17 protein-coding genes are annotated in these 15,890 nt (G+C 43.4%); 8 read left to right on the forward strand and 9 right to left on the reverse strand.

The window, feature by feature from the left end; translation table 11 throughout:
* Positions 1 to 12: 12 nt before the first annotated feature.
* Positions 13 to 906, reverse strand: a complete 894-nt coding sequence (locus CDG60_RS14075) for a LysR family transcriptional regulator (protein ID WP_087514111.1) — start codon at positions 904 to 906, stop codon at positions 13 to 15.
* A 115-nt stretch (positions 907 to 1,021) separates the two neighbouring features.
* Between CDG60_RS14075 and CDG60_RS14080 the strand changes: the two genes are divergently transcribed.
* The 3 genes from CDG60_RS14080 to CDG60_RS14090 all read left to right on the forward strand — a co-directional run bounded on the left by CDG60_RS14080 (position 1,022) and on the right by CDG60_RS14090 (position 3,070).
* The gene (locus CDG60_RS14080) at positions 1,022 to 1,597 is read left to right on the forward strand and encodes a chromate transporter (RefSeq protein WP_087514110.1); all 576 of its coding nucleotides are present in this window, start codon (positions 1,022 to 1,024) and stop codon (positions 1,595 to 1,597) included.
* A complete protein-coding gene (locus CDG60_RS14085) occupies positions 1,594 to 2,109 on the forward strand; it encodes a chromate transporter (RefSeq protein ID WP_087514109.1) in 516 nt (171 codons plus the stop codon). Before CDG60_RS14080 ends, CDG60_RS14085 begins: the two co-directional genes overlap by 4 nt.
* A 382-nt stretch (positions 2,110 to 2,491) precedes the next feature.
* Complete coding sequence (locus CDG60_RS14090; protein WP_087514119.1) at positions 2,492 to 3,070, forward strand: DJ-1/PfpI family protein; 579 nt, start codon at positions 2,492 to 2,494, stop codon at positions 3,068 to 3,070.
* Between the two features lie 81 nt (positions 3,071 to 3,151).
* On the opposite strand, the gene CDG60_RS14095 is transcribed toward CDG60_RS14090, so the two are convergent.
* Together CDG60_RS14095 and sbmA are read right to left on the reverse strand one after the other, a co-directional pair.
* Positions 3,152 to 4,108, reverse strand: a complete 957-nt coding sequence (locus CDG60_RS14095; RefSeq protein WP_227542886.1) for a hypothetical protein — start codon at positions 4,106 to 4,108, stop codon at positions 3,152 to 3,154.
* Between the two features lie 277 nt (positions 4,109 to 4,385).
* Positions 4,386 to 5,585 (reverse strand): peptide antibiotic transporter SbmA, encoded by a 1,200-nt coding sequence (gene sbmA, locus CDG60_RS14100; protein ID WP_087514107.1) that lies wholly within the window; start codon positions 5,583 to 5,585, stop codon positions 4,386 to 4,388.
* 396 nt (positions 5,586 to 5,981) lie between these two features.
* On the opposite strand from sbmA, the gene CDG60_RS14105 reads away from it, so the two are divergent.
* The gene (locus CDG60_RS14105) at positions 5,982 to 6,176 is read left to right on the forward strand and encodes a hypothetical protein (protein ID WP_087514106.1); all 195 of its coding nucleotides are present in this window, start codon (positions 5,982 to 5,984) and stop codon (positions 6,174 to 6,176) included.
* Positions 6,177 to 6,329: 153 nt separating this feature from the next.
* On the forward strand, positions 6,330 to 6,794 hold the full coding sequence (locus CDG60_RS14110; RefSeq protein ID WP_087514105.1) for a very short patch repair endonuclease: 465 nt from the start codon (positions 6,330 to 6,332) through the stop codon (positions 6,792 to 6,794).
* A gap of 27 nt (positions 6,795 to 6,821) precedes the next feature.
* Here the strand turns inward: CDG60_RS14110 and CDG60_RS14115 are convergent, their stop codons facing one another.
* Positions 6,822 to 7,538 (reverse strand): hypothetical protein, encoded by a 717-nt coding sequence (locus tag CDG60_RS14115; protein ID WP_087514104.1) that lies wholly within the window; start codon positions 7,536 to 7,538, stop codon positions 6,822 to 6,824.
* On the reverse strand, positions 7,535 to 8,803 hold the full coding sequence (locus tag CDG60_RS14120) for a DNA cytosine methyltransferase (RefSeq protein ID WP_264757123.1): 1,269 nt from the start codon (positions 8,801 to 8,803) through the stop codon (positions 7,535 to 7,537). The genes CDG60_RS14115 and CDG60_RS14120 overlap by 4 nt, the downstream gene beginning before the upstream one ends.
* Before the next feature lie 382 nt (positions 8,804 to 9,185).
* Here CDG60_RS14120 and CDG60_RS14130 point away from each other — a divergent pair, with 382 nt between their 5' ends.
* The gene (locus CDG60_RS14130) at positions 9,186 to 10,007 is read left to right on the forward strand and encodes a hypothetical protein (protein WP_087514102.1); all 822 of its coding nucleotides are present in this window, start codon (positions 9,186 to 9,188) and stop codon (positions 10,005 to 10,007) included.
* Positions 10,008 to 10,025: 18 nt separating this feature from the next.
* Positions 10,026 to 11,003, forward strand: a complete 978-nt coding sequence (locus CDG60_RS14135; protein ID WP_087514101.1) for an MBL fold metallo-hydrolase — start codon at positions 10,026 to 10,028, stop codon at positions 11,001 to 11,003.
* 62 nt (positions 11,004 to 11,065) lie between these two features.
* Here the strand turns inward: CDG60_RS14135 and CDG60_RS14140 are convergent, their stop codons facing one another.
* Complete coding sequence (locus CDG60_RS14140) at positions 11,066 to 12,007, reverse strand: LysR substrate-binding domain-containing protein (protein ID WP_087514100.1); 942 nt, start codon at positions 12,005 to 12,007, stop codon at positions 11,066 to 11,068.
* A 178-nt stretch (positions 12,008 to 12,185) separates the two neighbouring features.
* Here CDG60_RS14140 and CDG60_RS14145 point away from each other — a divergent pair, with 178 nt between their 5' ends.
* The gene (locus CDG60_RS14145) at positions 12,186 to 13,025 is read left to right on the forward strand and encodes a hypothetical protein (RefSeq protein WP_087514099.1); all 840 of its coding nucleotides are present in this window, start codon (positions 12,186 to 12,188) and stop codon (positions 13,023 to 13,025) included.
* 98 nt (positions 13,026 to 13,123) lie between these two features.
* On the opposite strand, the gene CDG60_RS14150 is transcribed toward CDG60_RS14145, so the two are convergent.
* The 3 genes from CDG60_RS14150 to CDG60_RS14160 form a co-directional block, all read right to left on the reverse strand.
* The gene (locus CDG60_RS14150) at positions 13,124 to 13,825 is read right to left on the reverse strand and encodes a fumarylacetoacetate hydrolase family protein (RefSeq protein ID WP_087514098.1); all 702 of its coding nucleotides are present in this window, start codon (positions 13,823 to 13,825) and stop codon (positions 13,124 to 13,126) included.
* Between the two features lie 67 nt (positions 13,826 to 13,892).
* Positions 13,893 to 14,279, reverse strand: coding sequence for a RidA family protein (locus CDG60_RS14155; protein ID WP_087514097.1), 387 nt, complete (start codon positions 14,277 to 14,279; stop codon positions 13,893 to 13,895).
* A 45-nt stretch (positions 14,280 to 14,324) separates the two neighbouring features.
* Positions 14,325 to 15,890, reverse strand: coding sequence for an aldehyde dehydrogenase family protein (locus CDG60_RS14160; protein ID WP_087514096.1), 1,566 nt, complete (start codon positions 15,888 to 15,890; stop codon positions 14,325 to 14,327).

Raw genomic sequence — 15,890 nt, forward strand, 5'->3', positions numbered from 1 at the left:
TCAAAAATCTGATCATGACTGCTCTGTCAGCAGTTTGAGTACATGTGACAACCTCATATTTTCCATGTCCTGTTTAAATACGGCATAAACAGGGGCAATACACGGCGTATCTGCTTTCAGTTCTTTATACACAATCTGTTTATTCCAGAAGTCTTTAATGGATGCAGGGACAATCGACAGACCAATACCTGCGGCAATCAGATTCAGACTGGACGTCAGCCGTGGTGCTTCCTGTATGATTTTCGGGCTGAATCCTGCCTGGTAACAGCTCGCTAAAATATTATCAAATAAGTCCTGCCCAGCCAGGCGACGGTACAACACAAAATCATAAGGTTCCAGGTCCAGCAGGTGAATCTGCTTCTGTTGCAACGCCAGAGAATGGTTCGTTGGCAATGCCACAATCAGCGGTTCATCCAGTACATGCAGACTGGCCAGCCCCAGTCCAATAGGTGCAGGCTTCCGTAAAAATACGATATCATTTTTTTGATTAATCACTGAATCAATCAATGAACTGCTGCCATCTTCTTCCAGATGAATGGACACTGCTGAAAAGGTTTCACGAAAACTTCGCAACAGTGCAGGTAAAAAAGAATGCAAACCGACAGAGTTTGTAAAACCTATACTGATCTGCCCTTCCAGACCCTGTGAAATATTCTGGACACGTCTGGGGATCGCTTGCGCATGCGCCAGAATGGTCAGTGCTTCCTGATACAGTGCCTTTCCTGCTTCAGTAACCTCAACCCCACGTGGCAACCGGTGCAGCAGTTTAGCACCCAGTTCATCTTCCAGACTTTTTACGATCCGTGTCAGCGGGGGCTGCTGCATGTTCAGACGTACAGCAGCACGGGAAATATTACTTTCCTCAACCACAGCCACAAAAGCCTTCAGCTTATGAATATCAATCATGTTTTTTCCTAGAATATTAACCATACTATTTAGGTATATATAACATCAAAAATAGCATTTTTCATCATAACTCAACAAGCGCATACTTGCCCCTATACAGTAAAGAGGTCAACATATGAACACTGAAGTGATTCCACTGGAGCAGGAAATTTATCCGAGTAATAAACAATTATTCACGGGATTTATGAAGCTTGGTCTAATGGGTTTTGGTGGAGTATTACCTCTTGCACACCGCATGATTGTTGAAGATCAAAAATGGCTGTCCACAGAAGATTTTACCCATCTGCTCGGGATCTGCCAGATTCTACCCGGTGGAAATATCATAAATATGGCTGTGGCTATCGGTTATGAATTTCAGGGACTTAAAGGAGCTTTCAATGCTGTGATCGGGTTAATTTCTGCACCTACAGCCATCGTGGTTCTGCTGTATCAGTTATATGCACATTTCCAGTCTGTGCCTGTGATTCAGCACATGATCCAGGGGCTGGCAGCAGCGGCAGCAGGACTCTTGTTTGCGATGGCACTGAAAATGCTCCGACCTATTTTTAAAAGCTATCTGACTGTTTTCAGTATCTGTATGACCCTCACTTTTATGTTGCTGTTCAAACTGCCTTTAGCACTGACCCTGATCCTTCTGGTCACCATAAATATGACTGTACTGAGCCTGAAACGAGGAGAAAAAACAGCATGATCTTACTGAGTTTAGCGATTGTTTTTACTCAACTGTCCCTGCTTGCCTTTGGCGGAGGTAATGCCATTCTGCCTGAAATGCAGCATCAGGTGGTTGAAATCCATCACTGGCTGACGGCAGCTGAATTCAGTGCAATGTTTGCAATAGCACAGGCAGCACCTGGACCCAATATGATGATTGTGCCCCTGGTGGGCTGGCATGTGGCAGGACCTGCAGGCTTGCTGATCACCTCTCTGGCAAAGTTTGGCCCCTCATCTGTACTGGCTGTCTTTGCACTGAAATTCTGGAATCATTTTAAAGACCATCCTCTGCGTGAGCGTTTTGAACAGGCCTTAAAACCTGTTACGGTTGGACTGGTTCTGACCAGTGCCTGGATTATTGCGGATGCATCAGCGCAGAATGGGTTACTGGCAGGCATTATTGGAATAGCGACTGTCATGAGCCTGTTTAAAAAGATACATCCGCTCTGGGTGATGGTGTTCGGAGCAGCGGCAGGAGCCTGCCTGCTCTGAAACAGATCTGAACATCAATAAATCCAGCAGGTCTGGGTTTATTTTTATCAATACCCGAAATGAAGCAACAGAATCTGCCTGATCAGCAGTTCTGAATTACTGAAAATTTCAAAGCAACAGATACTCTTTATTCTTCGCCATTCTGAACTGAATACTTCTGTTTATACAGCCAGTTATTGTGGTGATGGTATGGCTCAATGTATTTCAACATAAATTGTTTTGATACAGACTAATCCCTCGATAACACTGAATATCTTCCATCTTTTATATTTATGATTTTCGCTTACGACTAAAGACAGTCAGGCTCTGCTTAAAGCTGTCATCTGGCTATGTTATGGTGAAACAGAGTGATTCCATACATAACAACGCTGAGAGAAAAATCATGTCCAAACAAATACTGATGCTGGTCGGCGACTATGCCGAAGACTACGAAACCATGGTGCCTTTTCAGTTTTTAACTGGGCTGGGCTATACCGTTCATACTGTCTGCCCTGACAAAAAAGCGGGTGACAGCATTGCAACCGCGATTCACGATTTTGAAGGTGAACAGACCTATAGTGAAAAACGTGGTCATAACTTTGCCATTAACTATGATTTCAGTGCTGTAAATACGCAGGACTATGTCGGTCTTGTGATTCCTGGTGGTCGCGCACCTGAATATTTACGTATGAATGCACGTATCATTGAAATTGTACGTGAGTTTGATACTGCCCAGAAACCGATTGCTGCGGTCTGTCACGGTGCTCAGATCCTTGCTGCCGCTGATGTTCTGAAAGGTCGTACCTGCTCGGCTTATCCTGCCTGTGCAGCTGAAGTTAAACTGGCTGGCGGTCTGTACGCAGATATTGCGGTTACTGAAGCCGTGACTGATGGTCATCTTGTGACTGCCCCTGCATGGCCTGCACATCCTGCATGGATGGCACAGTTCATCAAAGCACTGGGCGCAACCGTTACGCTTTAAGTTCTGCCCTGTAACTGTATCAAAAAAAAAGCCGTGTTTCTGCCTGGAAGCACGGCTTTTTTAGTTGGGCGGTCTGTCGAGCTATTTGAGCTGTCTCAGCATATTTTTAGCCCCTGCATGGTTATAGTTATTTGCAAGGTTCTCTAAAATGCGGGTCGCCTGAGCTTTCGAATTTGGGAACCGGTTGCTGTAAGCAGAAACACTGGTCAGACATTTTGCCACCAGCATACCTGAATCGACATAAACATTGGCACTGGTTCCTGGCAATTTACCAAAATTATATGCCCGCTGTGCATTATTACAGGCATTGTTCTGGTTCTGACCTTTACTCAGGTCACGGCGAGCTGCTACATACGCTTTTAACTGCTGTTGCTGTGGCGTTTCAGCTACACGTACAGCTGTTTTTTCCTGAACATCCGGTGCAGGCTTCTGCTCTTTTTTATCTTCAGCATCTTTCTGTACTGCGGTTTTTGCGGTCACAGCTTTTGTAACCTGTGTACTGCTCTTACGACTGTCAGTGGTATTTGCGGTCTGCCCTGCATTTTTATAAAACTGACGGGCTTCATTGAGTGACATTACTTTGGTCAGCAGGCTGACTTCTCTTGCACCACTGCTCTGTCTGGACTCAGCATAAGGCTCGATGGAAACAATCCAGCTGTCTTCGGGCAGATTACATTTATATGCCCCTATTCCTTGCTTTACATGACTGTTTGCCATCAGGCGCTTTTTCTGAGCACTGTCTCTGACCTGACTGAATGTACTTCTGTGCAGTAAAACCAGCTTGCCCCCTTGCAGCTGACAGTAACTTCCAGTGTATTTTCTTGGATACATTGCCTGTGGTTCCAGGTCTGATTTTGTGCCCCAGTCATAGACATAGGAGCGGGCTCCGCCATTTGCTGCATTCAGATTTTTTTGCGCAATCATCTCCTGTACAGATGAATAGTTTTTCATTGGATCTGAACCAAGATTACTGATTCCGGCACAACCACTCAGTACCAGCCCCGCACTGCCCATCAGGATATATGTTCTGAAATTCACGTATTACTGCTCTACTGTTCCCCACCACTGAAAATATAGGAGAAAAGTATCAAAATAACAAATCTATGATTTTGATTTTATTCACTATTATATATGACACAGCCATTGCTTTACCCACACAAACACCAATTCAAGTCACTTTAAGCATAAAAGCGTGAACCACAATACAGTTAAAAAGACGGTGTTTTTAAATCCATTGAGCCCAACAGACTGTAAACGGCATGAACAATCCAATAAAAAAACCCGCCAAAGCGGGTTTTCAGTACAGCATTCTTTTTTAATCATCGTCCAGTACAGATTCAAAAGCTTTCAGACGTTTATAAATAGATAACAGTTCAATAATCGTCGGCCAGGAAGCGATCAGATACTGAAATGATTCACGTACTTTTCCAAAAACATTACTGATCTGCATCATCAGACCCAGTGTAATCGCACCTGCCGCAATACTTGGAAACAGCACAAATAAGCCATACAGATTATCCAGCTGCATGTACCAGATGCGTACCATATTGAAATAAGCATAATGAAAATACAGACGGAAATAATTAAAACGGACTTTACTGAACAGCTCTTTTAAGGTGGCAGGGTCTGCCCGATCCTGTCGATCTTCTCCATAGACCAGTTCCTTACGGTAAGCCGCTTCAACTTTCTGATTATTAAACTCAAGCCCGGGCAGCTTATACCCAACCAGCATCAGAATCACTGTACCCGCTATAGACCATGTTACCGCTGCCCACATCAAGGCATGTGAAATTTCCCCGATAACAGGCAAAGCCTTCACATGGGAGGACAGTGCAAACAGCACAGGTAGAAATGCCAATAGAGTCATCAGTGCTTCAACCAGACTGACACCCAATCCTTCCATAGTTTTGGCAAAGCGCATGGTGTCTTCCTGAATACGCTGCGATGCCCCTTCAATATGACGCAGTTTTTCCCAGTTTGAGGTGTAGTAATCATTCATCGCTGTACGCCAGCGGAATACATAATGGCTGACAAAAAATAAGTTAAATACTGCTGTTGTGACATAAACCATCGCGACATACAGGAAAGTCATCACACCACTGTAGAGCAGGCTGACATCCCCTCCGCCACTGCTGAGCATTTTCTGGATCAGATCATAAAATGGGTTATACCAGGCATTTACAACAACACTGACCTGAACGCCAAACCAGATATTGAACAGAATAAATGCGGAGCCCCAGACCGACCAACGCTGCCATGGATTATCTGATTTCCATTTCCAGAACAGTGCAAATATTGCAGTCGATATAAAGAACCACAGATAGAACCAGAGAAAAGACGGTGCCCAGAAACGGCTGACGCCAATCGGTAATTCAGCTGTTGCATAGCCCTGTGACATTCCTAAGAAAGTTCCCCAGCCACTGCCGCCGCTGTACCAAAGTGCAATATTGATGGAAAACCACAACACCAATGAACCAAAAAACCATTTTGGATTGGGAAAAAAAGACTTAAACATTCAGACCTGCTGTTCCTTTATATTATTTGATTTAAAGCATTTACCGAGCCTAGAGTGTAATCCTTAAAATTTCCTGATTAAAAGTATTTTCAGTAATTTTTTTCTGCAATGTACATTTATCCAATTTATTATACGTTCTGTCTGACAGATGGCATCAAAGACAATGACACCTCAACAAAATTAGTATATTTTCCGTTCAAACAAAAAAAATGCCCTTTCATTTGCCCAGCTTGCAGGTGTGTGGCACAGCATGTCGTTTCGTATAAAGAATCGGCAATAATACGAACCAGAATATAAATGACTGGATTCACAAATAATGCATAAATACTCGATTAATCTGCATATTATGCTAATATCGATGTATAAATATTTTAATGTTGTATTGGGGAATGACACATGGATACTTTGGCAATTGAACTGATAAGACAGGTAGAGCTCAACAAGGAAAACTGTGAGCCGCTGATTTATGAACAAGGCACTATTCTTAAAGTTCTGATGAAAACTCCCACTTCTTATTTAGTCAGTGATGATGCCGATTTTAATTTTACGGTACTGCTGTCAGATGAAGACAAAGTATGGCGTAAACTCTGAGCCTTCCCTGTCAATGCTACGCCAGTAATTTAAGCATTCTGAAATATTAAAAGCATCGTTCCTACGGTGCTTTTTTATATTCGCCTCAGATGAAACAGGGACAACTCAAATAAAACAGCCTATAGTGGGTTCATCAGGCTGAACATTTTATCTATGGAAAAGAACAAAGTCATAAAACCTGATTTCAGCAAAGTCAGTGCAACCCGTTCACGTAATATGGCTGCCATACGGGCGAACAACACACGCCCTGAAATGAAAATCCGTCAGGCACTGCATGCCTCCGGTTTACGTTATCGCCTGTATGATAAACAGTTGGCAGGTAAACCTGATCTGGTACTGAAAAAATATAAAACGGTTATTTTTGTACAGGGCTGTTTCTGGCATAAACATGACTGTAAATATTTTAAATGGCCTAAAACCAATGCCGAATTCTGGCAACAGAAAATCCTGAACAATGCCGAACGTGATGCCATCAATATTCAGAAATTATTAAAAGACCAATGGCGGGTCTGTGTATGGTGGGAATGCTCTGTCCGTCATGAAGATGATTTTCTCTGGTCTGTACAGCGTTTTCAGGAATGGCTGAATGATCCCAGAAGTCAGTATCTTGAGCTTTGATTGATCAGTCTCAGACCTGCGTCCTTTTTATTTTTCAGCCTTTTTTCCCTGAGTCCACTGTTCAGCCATTGCCCGAGCCATTCCTTTAAAGGTTTTACTTCTCAGATTACGGCGCTCCGCAGCAGTCTTTGCTTTTGCAAGTGCATCCGCATACCATTTTGGCATGGATTTTCCGCTGCCAAACTGCACCCGCTCCCCTTTGCTCACCATATTTGTCGGTTCAAGCAAAGGCAGATTTTTTATCCAGAGGCAGGTGGTTTTTGTTGCTTCATCGCCAAACATATAGGGCTGAACAATCTGATGTGGCTTACCGATAATGGTACTCATGATACCAACCGGATTTTCAATCACAATCCGTTTGATCGGTGCTTTCCACAGCGCCTTAAAGAACTTAACCGCTTCAGCACGATCCTGTGCCCGTGTCGGAAAACGCGGGTGTGGTCGGCGCTTTTTTATGGGTAAATGTTTATCTTCAGGGTGATAATACCATCTTGCACCACTGACTGCCAGAAATGTACAGGGAGGGTGGGCGATCATCATATCCCATTCTTTTACAAAGGCATGTTCGCCATTCTGCAACTCTCCACCCTTATTTTTGATAATTTCAAAAACATCACAGTTAAAATGCCATTCAGGATGTTCACCACTGCAAGGCAGCAGATCACAGCTGTATGCCTCATGCCCCAGCGCACGTAACTCTTTCGTCACAGCCTGACTTTCTTCACAGGCGACCAGTACTTTCATATGGATGTACCCAAAAACTTAGAAATACCTGTGGCAATTTTTTCTGCCATGAGCGGTGGAACAGCATTACCAATCATTTTGTAGCAATATCCTGAACTGCCACAGAATGTGTAATCCTGAGGGAAAGACTGCAACAGTGCCGCCTCACGGACAGTAATGGAGCGTGCCTGTTCTGCATCGGGATGAATGAACATCAAGCCATCTTTGTACAGATGAGCCACAATGGTCGGAGAAGGCAGATCCCAGTCCAGACTGCGGTATTTCGCATGACGGGATGTTTTTCCCTTTAACTGATTATAAAAGCTGATTTTTTCTTCATTGGGCAGTCGGTTCATATTTTTTCCGACCCATTGCTGAAAAATCTGAATGTCATCTGCATTGTGATAACGTGGCTGATGCAAAGGTACGGCTGTATCTGTTCCCTGATGTGACACCTTACGTCCCGTTGCACGGGAAACTTCCTTTAATGGATAAAATGCAGGAAGTCCTGCAATTGCATCACGGACTGTTTTGATCTCATGTGTTTTCTCTGCATCCACTGCTTGATAAACCGTTTCCAGATCAATCCCTGTATCTTTTCTCACTCCAATAATGATGATGCGGTTACGCTTCTGCGGTACGCCAAAATCGGATGCTGTATACTGGGCTTCTTTTAATTTTTCAGGTGCTTTAATTTCATAACCAATTTCACTGAACGCTTCAAAAATCCGTTCAATCACCGGTTTATCGCCCGGTTTTGCACTTAAAATACCTGGGACATTTTCGAACACAAATAATTTAGGTTGAAAGGCATCCACCACTTTGACAAAGCTTTCAAACAGATAATTACGGTAATCATCTTTCATGGAGTTTTTGTCCTGCGCCCGCCCTGCAATGGAGTATGCCTGGCATGGTGGACCACCAATCACCACATCCACAGATCTGCCCTGAACAAGTCCATGTAAGCCCTGTGCCATCACATCTTCATGGTTACTCTGACCAAATATGGCTCGGGATTCCTCGCTCCATTTACCATTCAGCAGTTCATCTGATTTCTGGATATCAAAATGAATAACACTTTTTTTAGCATTTTCAGCAGCATAACCCCACTTTTCAACAAGACGGTTGCGCAGGGTGTTTACCATGGGTAATTCCCACTCCACATGGGCAATGCCGTCAAAAAGCCCAGACTGGGCAAACCCTTCTGAAAGCCCCCCACATCCAGCAAAAAGATCAATATAGCTAAGTTTCTGCATTCCAAATTTTATATCTTTAATCAGTGGCATGATTATACAGTTCATTTCAGTAAAAATAAGAGGCTTTTGGGATTACATACTCAGGAGTTTTTATGTGCTTATTTTCACCGGCTCAGGATGTATTCTGACTGTTCTGATGCTTTAGAACTGAAGCCCAGAACCTGCTCAGAAGAATACTGCTGACTGTTCATCATGTTTTTAAACTGTTTTCTGATTCTGTTACTGACAACTCATGAAAATACTGAAACATAAATTTTATTAATATACAAATACATAGAGCAACTCTGTCATTTTCAAGATGGCATTTTTCAGGATACATAATCAAACTGGTATAAATCAGTGCTGTAAATCTTAATAGCCTTTTCAGACCGTTCATCCAAGAATGACTCCAGAATTAAGGGAGTATAAAAAGATGAAAGGAAATAAAGGATTAATTTTTCTGTCTCTGATGCCATGGCTGTGCATGGAGGCTGATGCAGCACAACACTGGGCAGATACCAGTGCAGGGGTTCGCTGGAGCAGCTCTTTCCGGGAGCCTTACAATCCAGAAAAGGTGTCAAAAACCATTTTAAATGTCACTCACGTCAGTCAGGATGACTACGGGCGAAACTTCCTGTTCATGGACTATTACATTTCAGGGATGGAAGACCCCTCGAAGGACAATGCCACTGGTGCCGAAGAGTTTTACGGACTGTACCGCAGAACACTTTCCTATAACGCACTGGCAAAAGATCCGATCGACAGTTCATGGGTGAAAGATGTTCATCTTTCAGGACGTATGGATGTCGGTTATGAAAATACTCAGCTATCCCCTCGCCCTTTCAAAGTGCGTATGGGTGGACTGGTTGATTTTAAAATTCCGAAAGGCAGTCTTGAATGGGGACTCGAGGGTGTTTATCAGAAATCCTATAACGGCATTACGCATCGGCACTTTGAGTTTGATCCATCATTTGTGACCTGGATGTCATGGAATTATCCCGTCACCAAAAAATCTCAGTTCAGCGGCATTCTTGAATATCTTGAAGCCATCGGTGAAGACGGTTTTGGAAATGACACCAAGCCTCTGACCATATTCAGAGCAAATTATATTTATGACATTGGTCAGCCGAAAGGTTTCAAAGTCGGTGTGGGCTATGAACAGTTCAACAATAAATACAGTTCCAACAATGCAGCAGATCCCACAAATGGTTCTGACCAGAAAACTTTTGTTCTGCTGGGCAGCTATCATTTTTAAACAACAAGGAGTGGTTATATGAAAATCCGGAATTTATTATTGAGCATGATGCTTACTACAGGGCTGACAGCTGTTCATGCTGACAGCAAAACAGTACAGCTGAAGACAGCGGCTGCAACTCAGAGTGCAGGTACCAGAGTGGTTATGCTGGGCACTGGACACCCGGGTTTTGACAGCAAACGTGCAGGTCAGGCAATTCTGATTGTTGTGGACAAACAGCTGTATCTGTTTGATTCAGGTCCCGGCTATATGAAAAACTTTAACAGCCTGTCCAATTTACCCTGGATGCCTAAAGATACGCTGTTCAGCAATGACTCACTGTATGGCTCCATCAATAAACTGTTTCTGACTCACCTGGATTCAGATCATACCCTGGGAATGGATGAATTTTTACTGCGCCCATGGGTTCAGGGACGCTCCACTCAACCTGTCGTTTATGGTCCTAAAGGAACTAAAAGCCTGGTGGATGAAAGCCTGAAATCATTCAAGTCCGACATAGACCACCGTACACTGGGTTCACAGCCTTCCAACAACACTGGCTACAAAGCAATTGTCCATGAAATTGATCATGAAGGTGTGGTCTATAAAGATGACAAAGTAACGGTCAGCGCATTTAAGGTTCCGCATGGCAGCTGGCCTGATGGTATGGCTTATGGTTATCGCATACAGACACCCGATAAGGTTATCGTTTTAAGTGGCGATACCCGTTATGAGGAGCGGAATTTTCAGTTCTATAAAGACGCAGATATTCTGGTGCATGAAGTCCTGAGTGATGCAGGCAATCAGAAACTGTCTCCTGACTGGCAGAAATATATGCTGGAAGCTCATACCACGACTAAGCAGTTAGCAAAAATTGCCAATGTCATTAAACCCAAAAAACTGGTGCTGAATCATGCCATTTTCTTTGGGCAGCCTGAACAGGCACTGGTCAAAGAAGTGACTGATGATTATAAAGGCACTGTTATTCTTGCCGAAGATAATATGATTATCGAATAATAAACAAAGGTGTGATTTATATTTTAAATCACACCTTTTTCAATTTAAAACCTTCATTTTTATTATTTCAAATTATTAAGATAAACAGTTTCCTCAAGCATGGAAATAATATTTAACTGAGATGGCGTCAGATTTCTTTCCGCATACCATACCAGACCGATATCAATATAAATATTTTTCATGGTCAACGGTAAAATATCCACAAGATTCACTTTTTTAAAATACTCAGCAACCTGACTGGATAAAAAACCAATGGATTCGGTTTCCTGAAGCACTCCGATATTTGTCAGTGTAGATAAAGATTCCACATAGCGGCGGGATAAATTAACCTGATTGAACAACAGAAATTCTTCAATGACATTTCGGGTTGTTGCAAATTCTGGAGGCAGCACCATTGGGAATTCTGACAGATCCGTCCAGGTCAGTTCCGGTTTATTAACCAATGGGTGTCCTTTTTTAACCACCACCACAATTGGGTCCTTATACAGATGCCTGGTCCGAAACTCAATGCCTAATGGCTTTGCCGTCAGATTGCCGATCATGACATCCAGCTCACCGGTACGAAGCAGTGACAGCAGTACATCTGAGCTTCCTTCACGTGCACTGATACTCGTGGAAATCATCTCGTTTTCCACCCGTGCAACAAAATTAGGAAGAATGGACAGAGACACCGCAGGTAACAGTCCAATCGCAATCCGGGTTGCTCTCCCCTCACTGATCGCAACCAGTTCATCTCTTGCAGAAGCAATCTCATTCAGAATTTTTTTGGCATATTTGACAAGGCAGACACCGGCTTCTGTAGGCAGCATCCCTCGTGTTGTACGATCAAACAGTCTGACATTCAACCCTTCTTCAAAATCAGCAAGTGTTTTGGAAATAGCGGGTTGAGTTACATTCAGATAATTCGCCGCTTTTCCGATATGCCGCATTTCATCCAGAGTAACCAGTAACTGTAAATGTCTTAACTTCAGGTTGGATCGTAAATACTGATCTATTTTTGCCATTTTAACACCTAATATAAATTCCGTTTATTTTAGATTAATAATACTATATACAATTTTACTTAATAATCCAATTAAAACCTATAACCTTTTTATTATAAATCAAACTTTAAATATAAATAGACGGATTATATTGTTCAGGCAAAATTAAAACTCAAAGATAAAGATCAAGGAAGTATCTATGAGCTTAAAAAAGCTGAATCATCATTTTTCCACGAGTATTTTATGGGGTATAACGCTGGGCTGTTTCAGCATGGCAGGTCATGCTGCTTTCTGGCAAAGCAATCAGGCAGGTGTATCATGGAGTAACCAGTACCAGGAACCTGCCAACCCGGATGATGTTTCAAAAACCATTCTGAATTTTACCCATTTAAGTGGTGATGACCTGGGACGTAATGTACTGGTTGCCAATCTTTATCTGTCCAGTGATGAAGACCCGAAAGCAGATGGTGATGGTGGCGCAACTGAGTATTATGTATTTTACCGTCGCTACTTTTCTTATAATTCAATTTTTGATCATAAAATTGAAAATAAACTGATCCGTGATGTCAATCTGACATTCAGGGTTGATAAAGGTCTGAAAAACTCAGCACTGGAACCTAACCCAACCAAAGGTCGTGCTGGTCTGAGCATGGATTTCAATGTTCCGAAAGGCTACTTTGAAGCAGGTGCAGACTGGTATTATGAAAGTGCCAATAATAATTTTACAGGTGGAAGATTTAACTTCGATCCAACCTATGCACTGTGGGCAAACTTTGGTTTTCCTGTTCATGACAAAGGCTTCATCGATGGTTTTGTAGACTATGTTGGTGCAACAGGACCTGGTTATTTCAACGTCGATGCCAAACCATCCACCCTGTTTCAGATCAACTATATGTATGACGTGGGTGCAAAAGAGGGATTAAAAGTTGGTGTCGGTTATGAATATTTCCGTAACAAGTACCTGAATGACAACCAGAAAGACCCTTATGGTCATGCCACTCACAGTGCACCTTTTGTTGCAGCCCGCTATTCATTCTGATCAGTCCATCAGACCATTACACTGTTGATGGTCTGATTCTTTATAAATTACGGACAAAAAAAATCCAGAACTGAAACCGGTTCTGGATTTTTTTCAGCTTAACGGATCTGCAGTTTTACTTCTGCAATGCCTTCAACCGAACCTTCAAGAATATCCCCAGCGACAACAGGACCTACGCCTTCTGGTGTCCCTGTAAAAATCAGATCGCCAGGCTGTAACTCATAATAAGTCGATAAATCTTCAATAATTTCTGCAATATTCCAGATGAAATGCTGCGTGTTTGATGACTGGGTTGTCTTTCCATTCACTCTTAATTCAATATTGACTGCATTGACATCTGCCTGAACATCAGCAGCGGATACAATATCTGACATCACAGCCGACTGATCAAAGTTTTTCCCCAGGTCCCAGGGTTTGCCCTGATCACGTGCTGCAAGCTGTACATCACGGCGGGTCATATCCAGACCGCAGGCATAACCATAGATATATTCAGCAGCCTGGCTGGCTGGGATATTCACACCCTGTTTACCCACTGCAATCACCAGTTCAATTTCATGATGATAGTTCTGAGTTTTTAATGGGTAGGGAATTTCGCTGCCAGATGGAATATAAGTCGCTGCATCTTTCAGAAAATAAAAGGGTGACTGCGTCGATTTATCCACGCTGACCCCCATTTCAGCAGCATGAGCCATATAATTACGTCCCACACAAAAAATACGGTTCACAGGAAATTTTCTGGATTCATTGACAACAGGTACAAGTACGGGCGGTTTAACGGGGAAAAGTGCTTCTGTGGACATACGGATCTTCCTTGTTTTCAATTCATAAAAAAGAACAGGGGCAGCCGCTACTGCCCCTGTTAAGGGATTAACCAAGAATTGCAGTTGCCTCGATCTCAAGCAGAATTTCAGGTTTTGCAAGAGACTTCACTTCCACCAGTGTACAGGCAGGGAAATCACCCTCAAAAAACTCCTGACGTGCCTTCCATACTGCTGAGTTATTGGCAATATTGGTGACGAAGATCGTCATTTTGATGATGTTGTTCATGCTGCCACCAGCAGCTTCCACCAGATCCTTGATCTTCTGAAAAATGACCTGTGACTGTTCGTATTCAGCCCCTAAAACTGTTTCACCATCTGGCTGACGGGCAGTCATACCTGAAATAAACACCTGATTGCCCACTTTTAAACAGTTCGACCACATACCTGGTGCAGGCTCTTTAACTGATGGCGAAATAATGCGTTCTTTTAACATACCGTTTTCCTTTTATTTAAACTTCCTGATCATTCATATTTTCAGTTACAGGCTGATGCGTGAATCCCATGCGCTTTCACCACCCCAGTTAATGCACACGCTCTGGCGACGTACATAACCTTTCCATGCATCTGAACCCGCGGTACGACCACCACCTGTTTCTTTTTCACCACCGAAGGCAGCACCGACATCTGCGCCTGTTGTACCCATATTGACCCGGACAATACCGCAGTCACTGCCTGCGGCAGAAAGGAACAGTTCAATATTGCTTAAATTTGAGCTGTGAATACCTGAAGCCAGACCCTGTGCAACACCGTTATGAATTGCGATGGCTTCTTCAAGATCGTCATAAGGCATAATAAATACGATCGGAGCAAAAGTTTCGTGCTGTACACAGTCCCATTCAGGCTGTACATCGGTAATCAGGCACGCTTCCACATACAGACCTGGTCGGTCAATACGCTGGCCACCATAAACAACCTTACCGCCAAGTTCCTGCGCACGCTGAACAGTTGCCTGATATTCCTCTACAGCTCCTGCATCAATCAGAGGACCAACCACTGTATCTTTTTCACGCGGATCACCAATACGGATCTGATCAAAAGACTGTTTAAGCAGTTCAATCAGTTCAGCCATAACACTGCGATGAACAATCAGACGACGGGTACTGGTACAACGCTGCCCTGTGGTTCCTACTGCACCAAAAGTGATGGCACGGGCAGCCAGTTTTAAATCCGCAGTTTCATCAACAATACAGCCGTTATTTCCAGAACATTCGAGCATGTATTTACGACCCAGCGTAGAACCCACGACATTGGCTACTTTTTTGCCCACACCCGTAGAGCCTGTAAATGACACCATGCTGACACGCTCATCACGGATCATCAGTTCTGCAACATCATTCTGCGCAGGGAGGAACAGCGTAAATACGCCTTCAAACTGCATTTCCTGCATTGCCTGATTTGCCAGTTTCTGCATCGCAATTGCTGTCAATGGCACTTTTGGACTTGGTTTCCATACCACAGTGTTACCACCGATCGCTGCAAGAAAACCATTTTGCGCCCATACCGCTGCCGGGAAGTTATATGCACTGATGACCCCAACCACACCTAAAGGCAACCACTGGTCATACATACGGTGCTTAACACGCTGAGACTGCTGGGTAAAGCCATACATCATGCGGGACTGACCTGCTGCAAGCGTTGCCATATCGACCACTTCTTTTAGCTCGCCTTTAGCCTCCATCAGAGACTTACCTGTATCCAGGGCAACAATTCCTGCCAGTGCGTCCATATTCTGCTGAACCAGCTGACCAATTCGGTTAATCAGCTCACCACGGCGAGGCGCTGGAACCATGCGCCATTTTTTCTGATAGGCCACAGAAGTCTGCATAATTTCTTCGTAGTCTTCTGCGGTGGATGCAGCAATCTGCCCCACTGTTTCATTGTCTGCCGGACATACAGCCTGAATCACTTCACGCCCTTCCACGCCAGACCAACCCTGTTTTACACCATAAGAACCAGCGTGCAGCTGATCCAGGTCAAATGTTTTTAAAACCTGTTCTGTATCAAACAATGCATCTTCTGCATAATTTTTCTGTGCAATATTCAT

This window comes from Acinetobacter chinensis (assembly GCF_002165375.2).
Classification (GTDB): Bacteria; Pseudomonadota; Gammaproteobacteria; order Pseudomonadales; family Moraxellaceae; genus Acinetobacter; species Acinetobacter chinensis.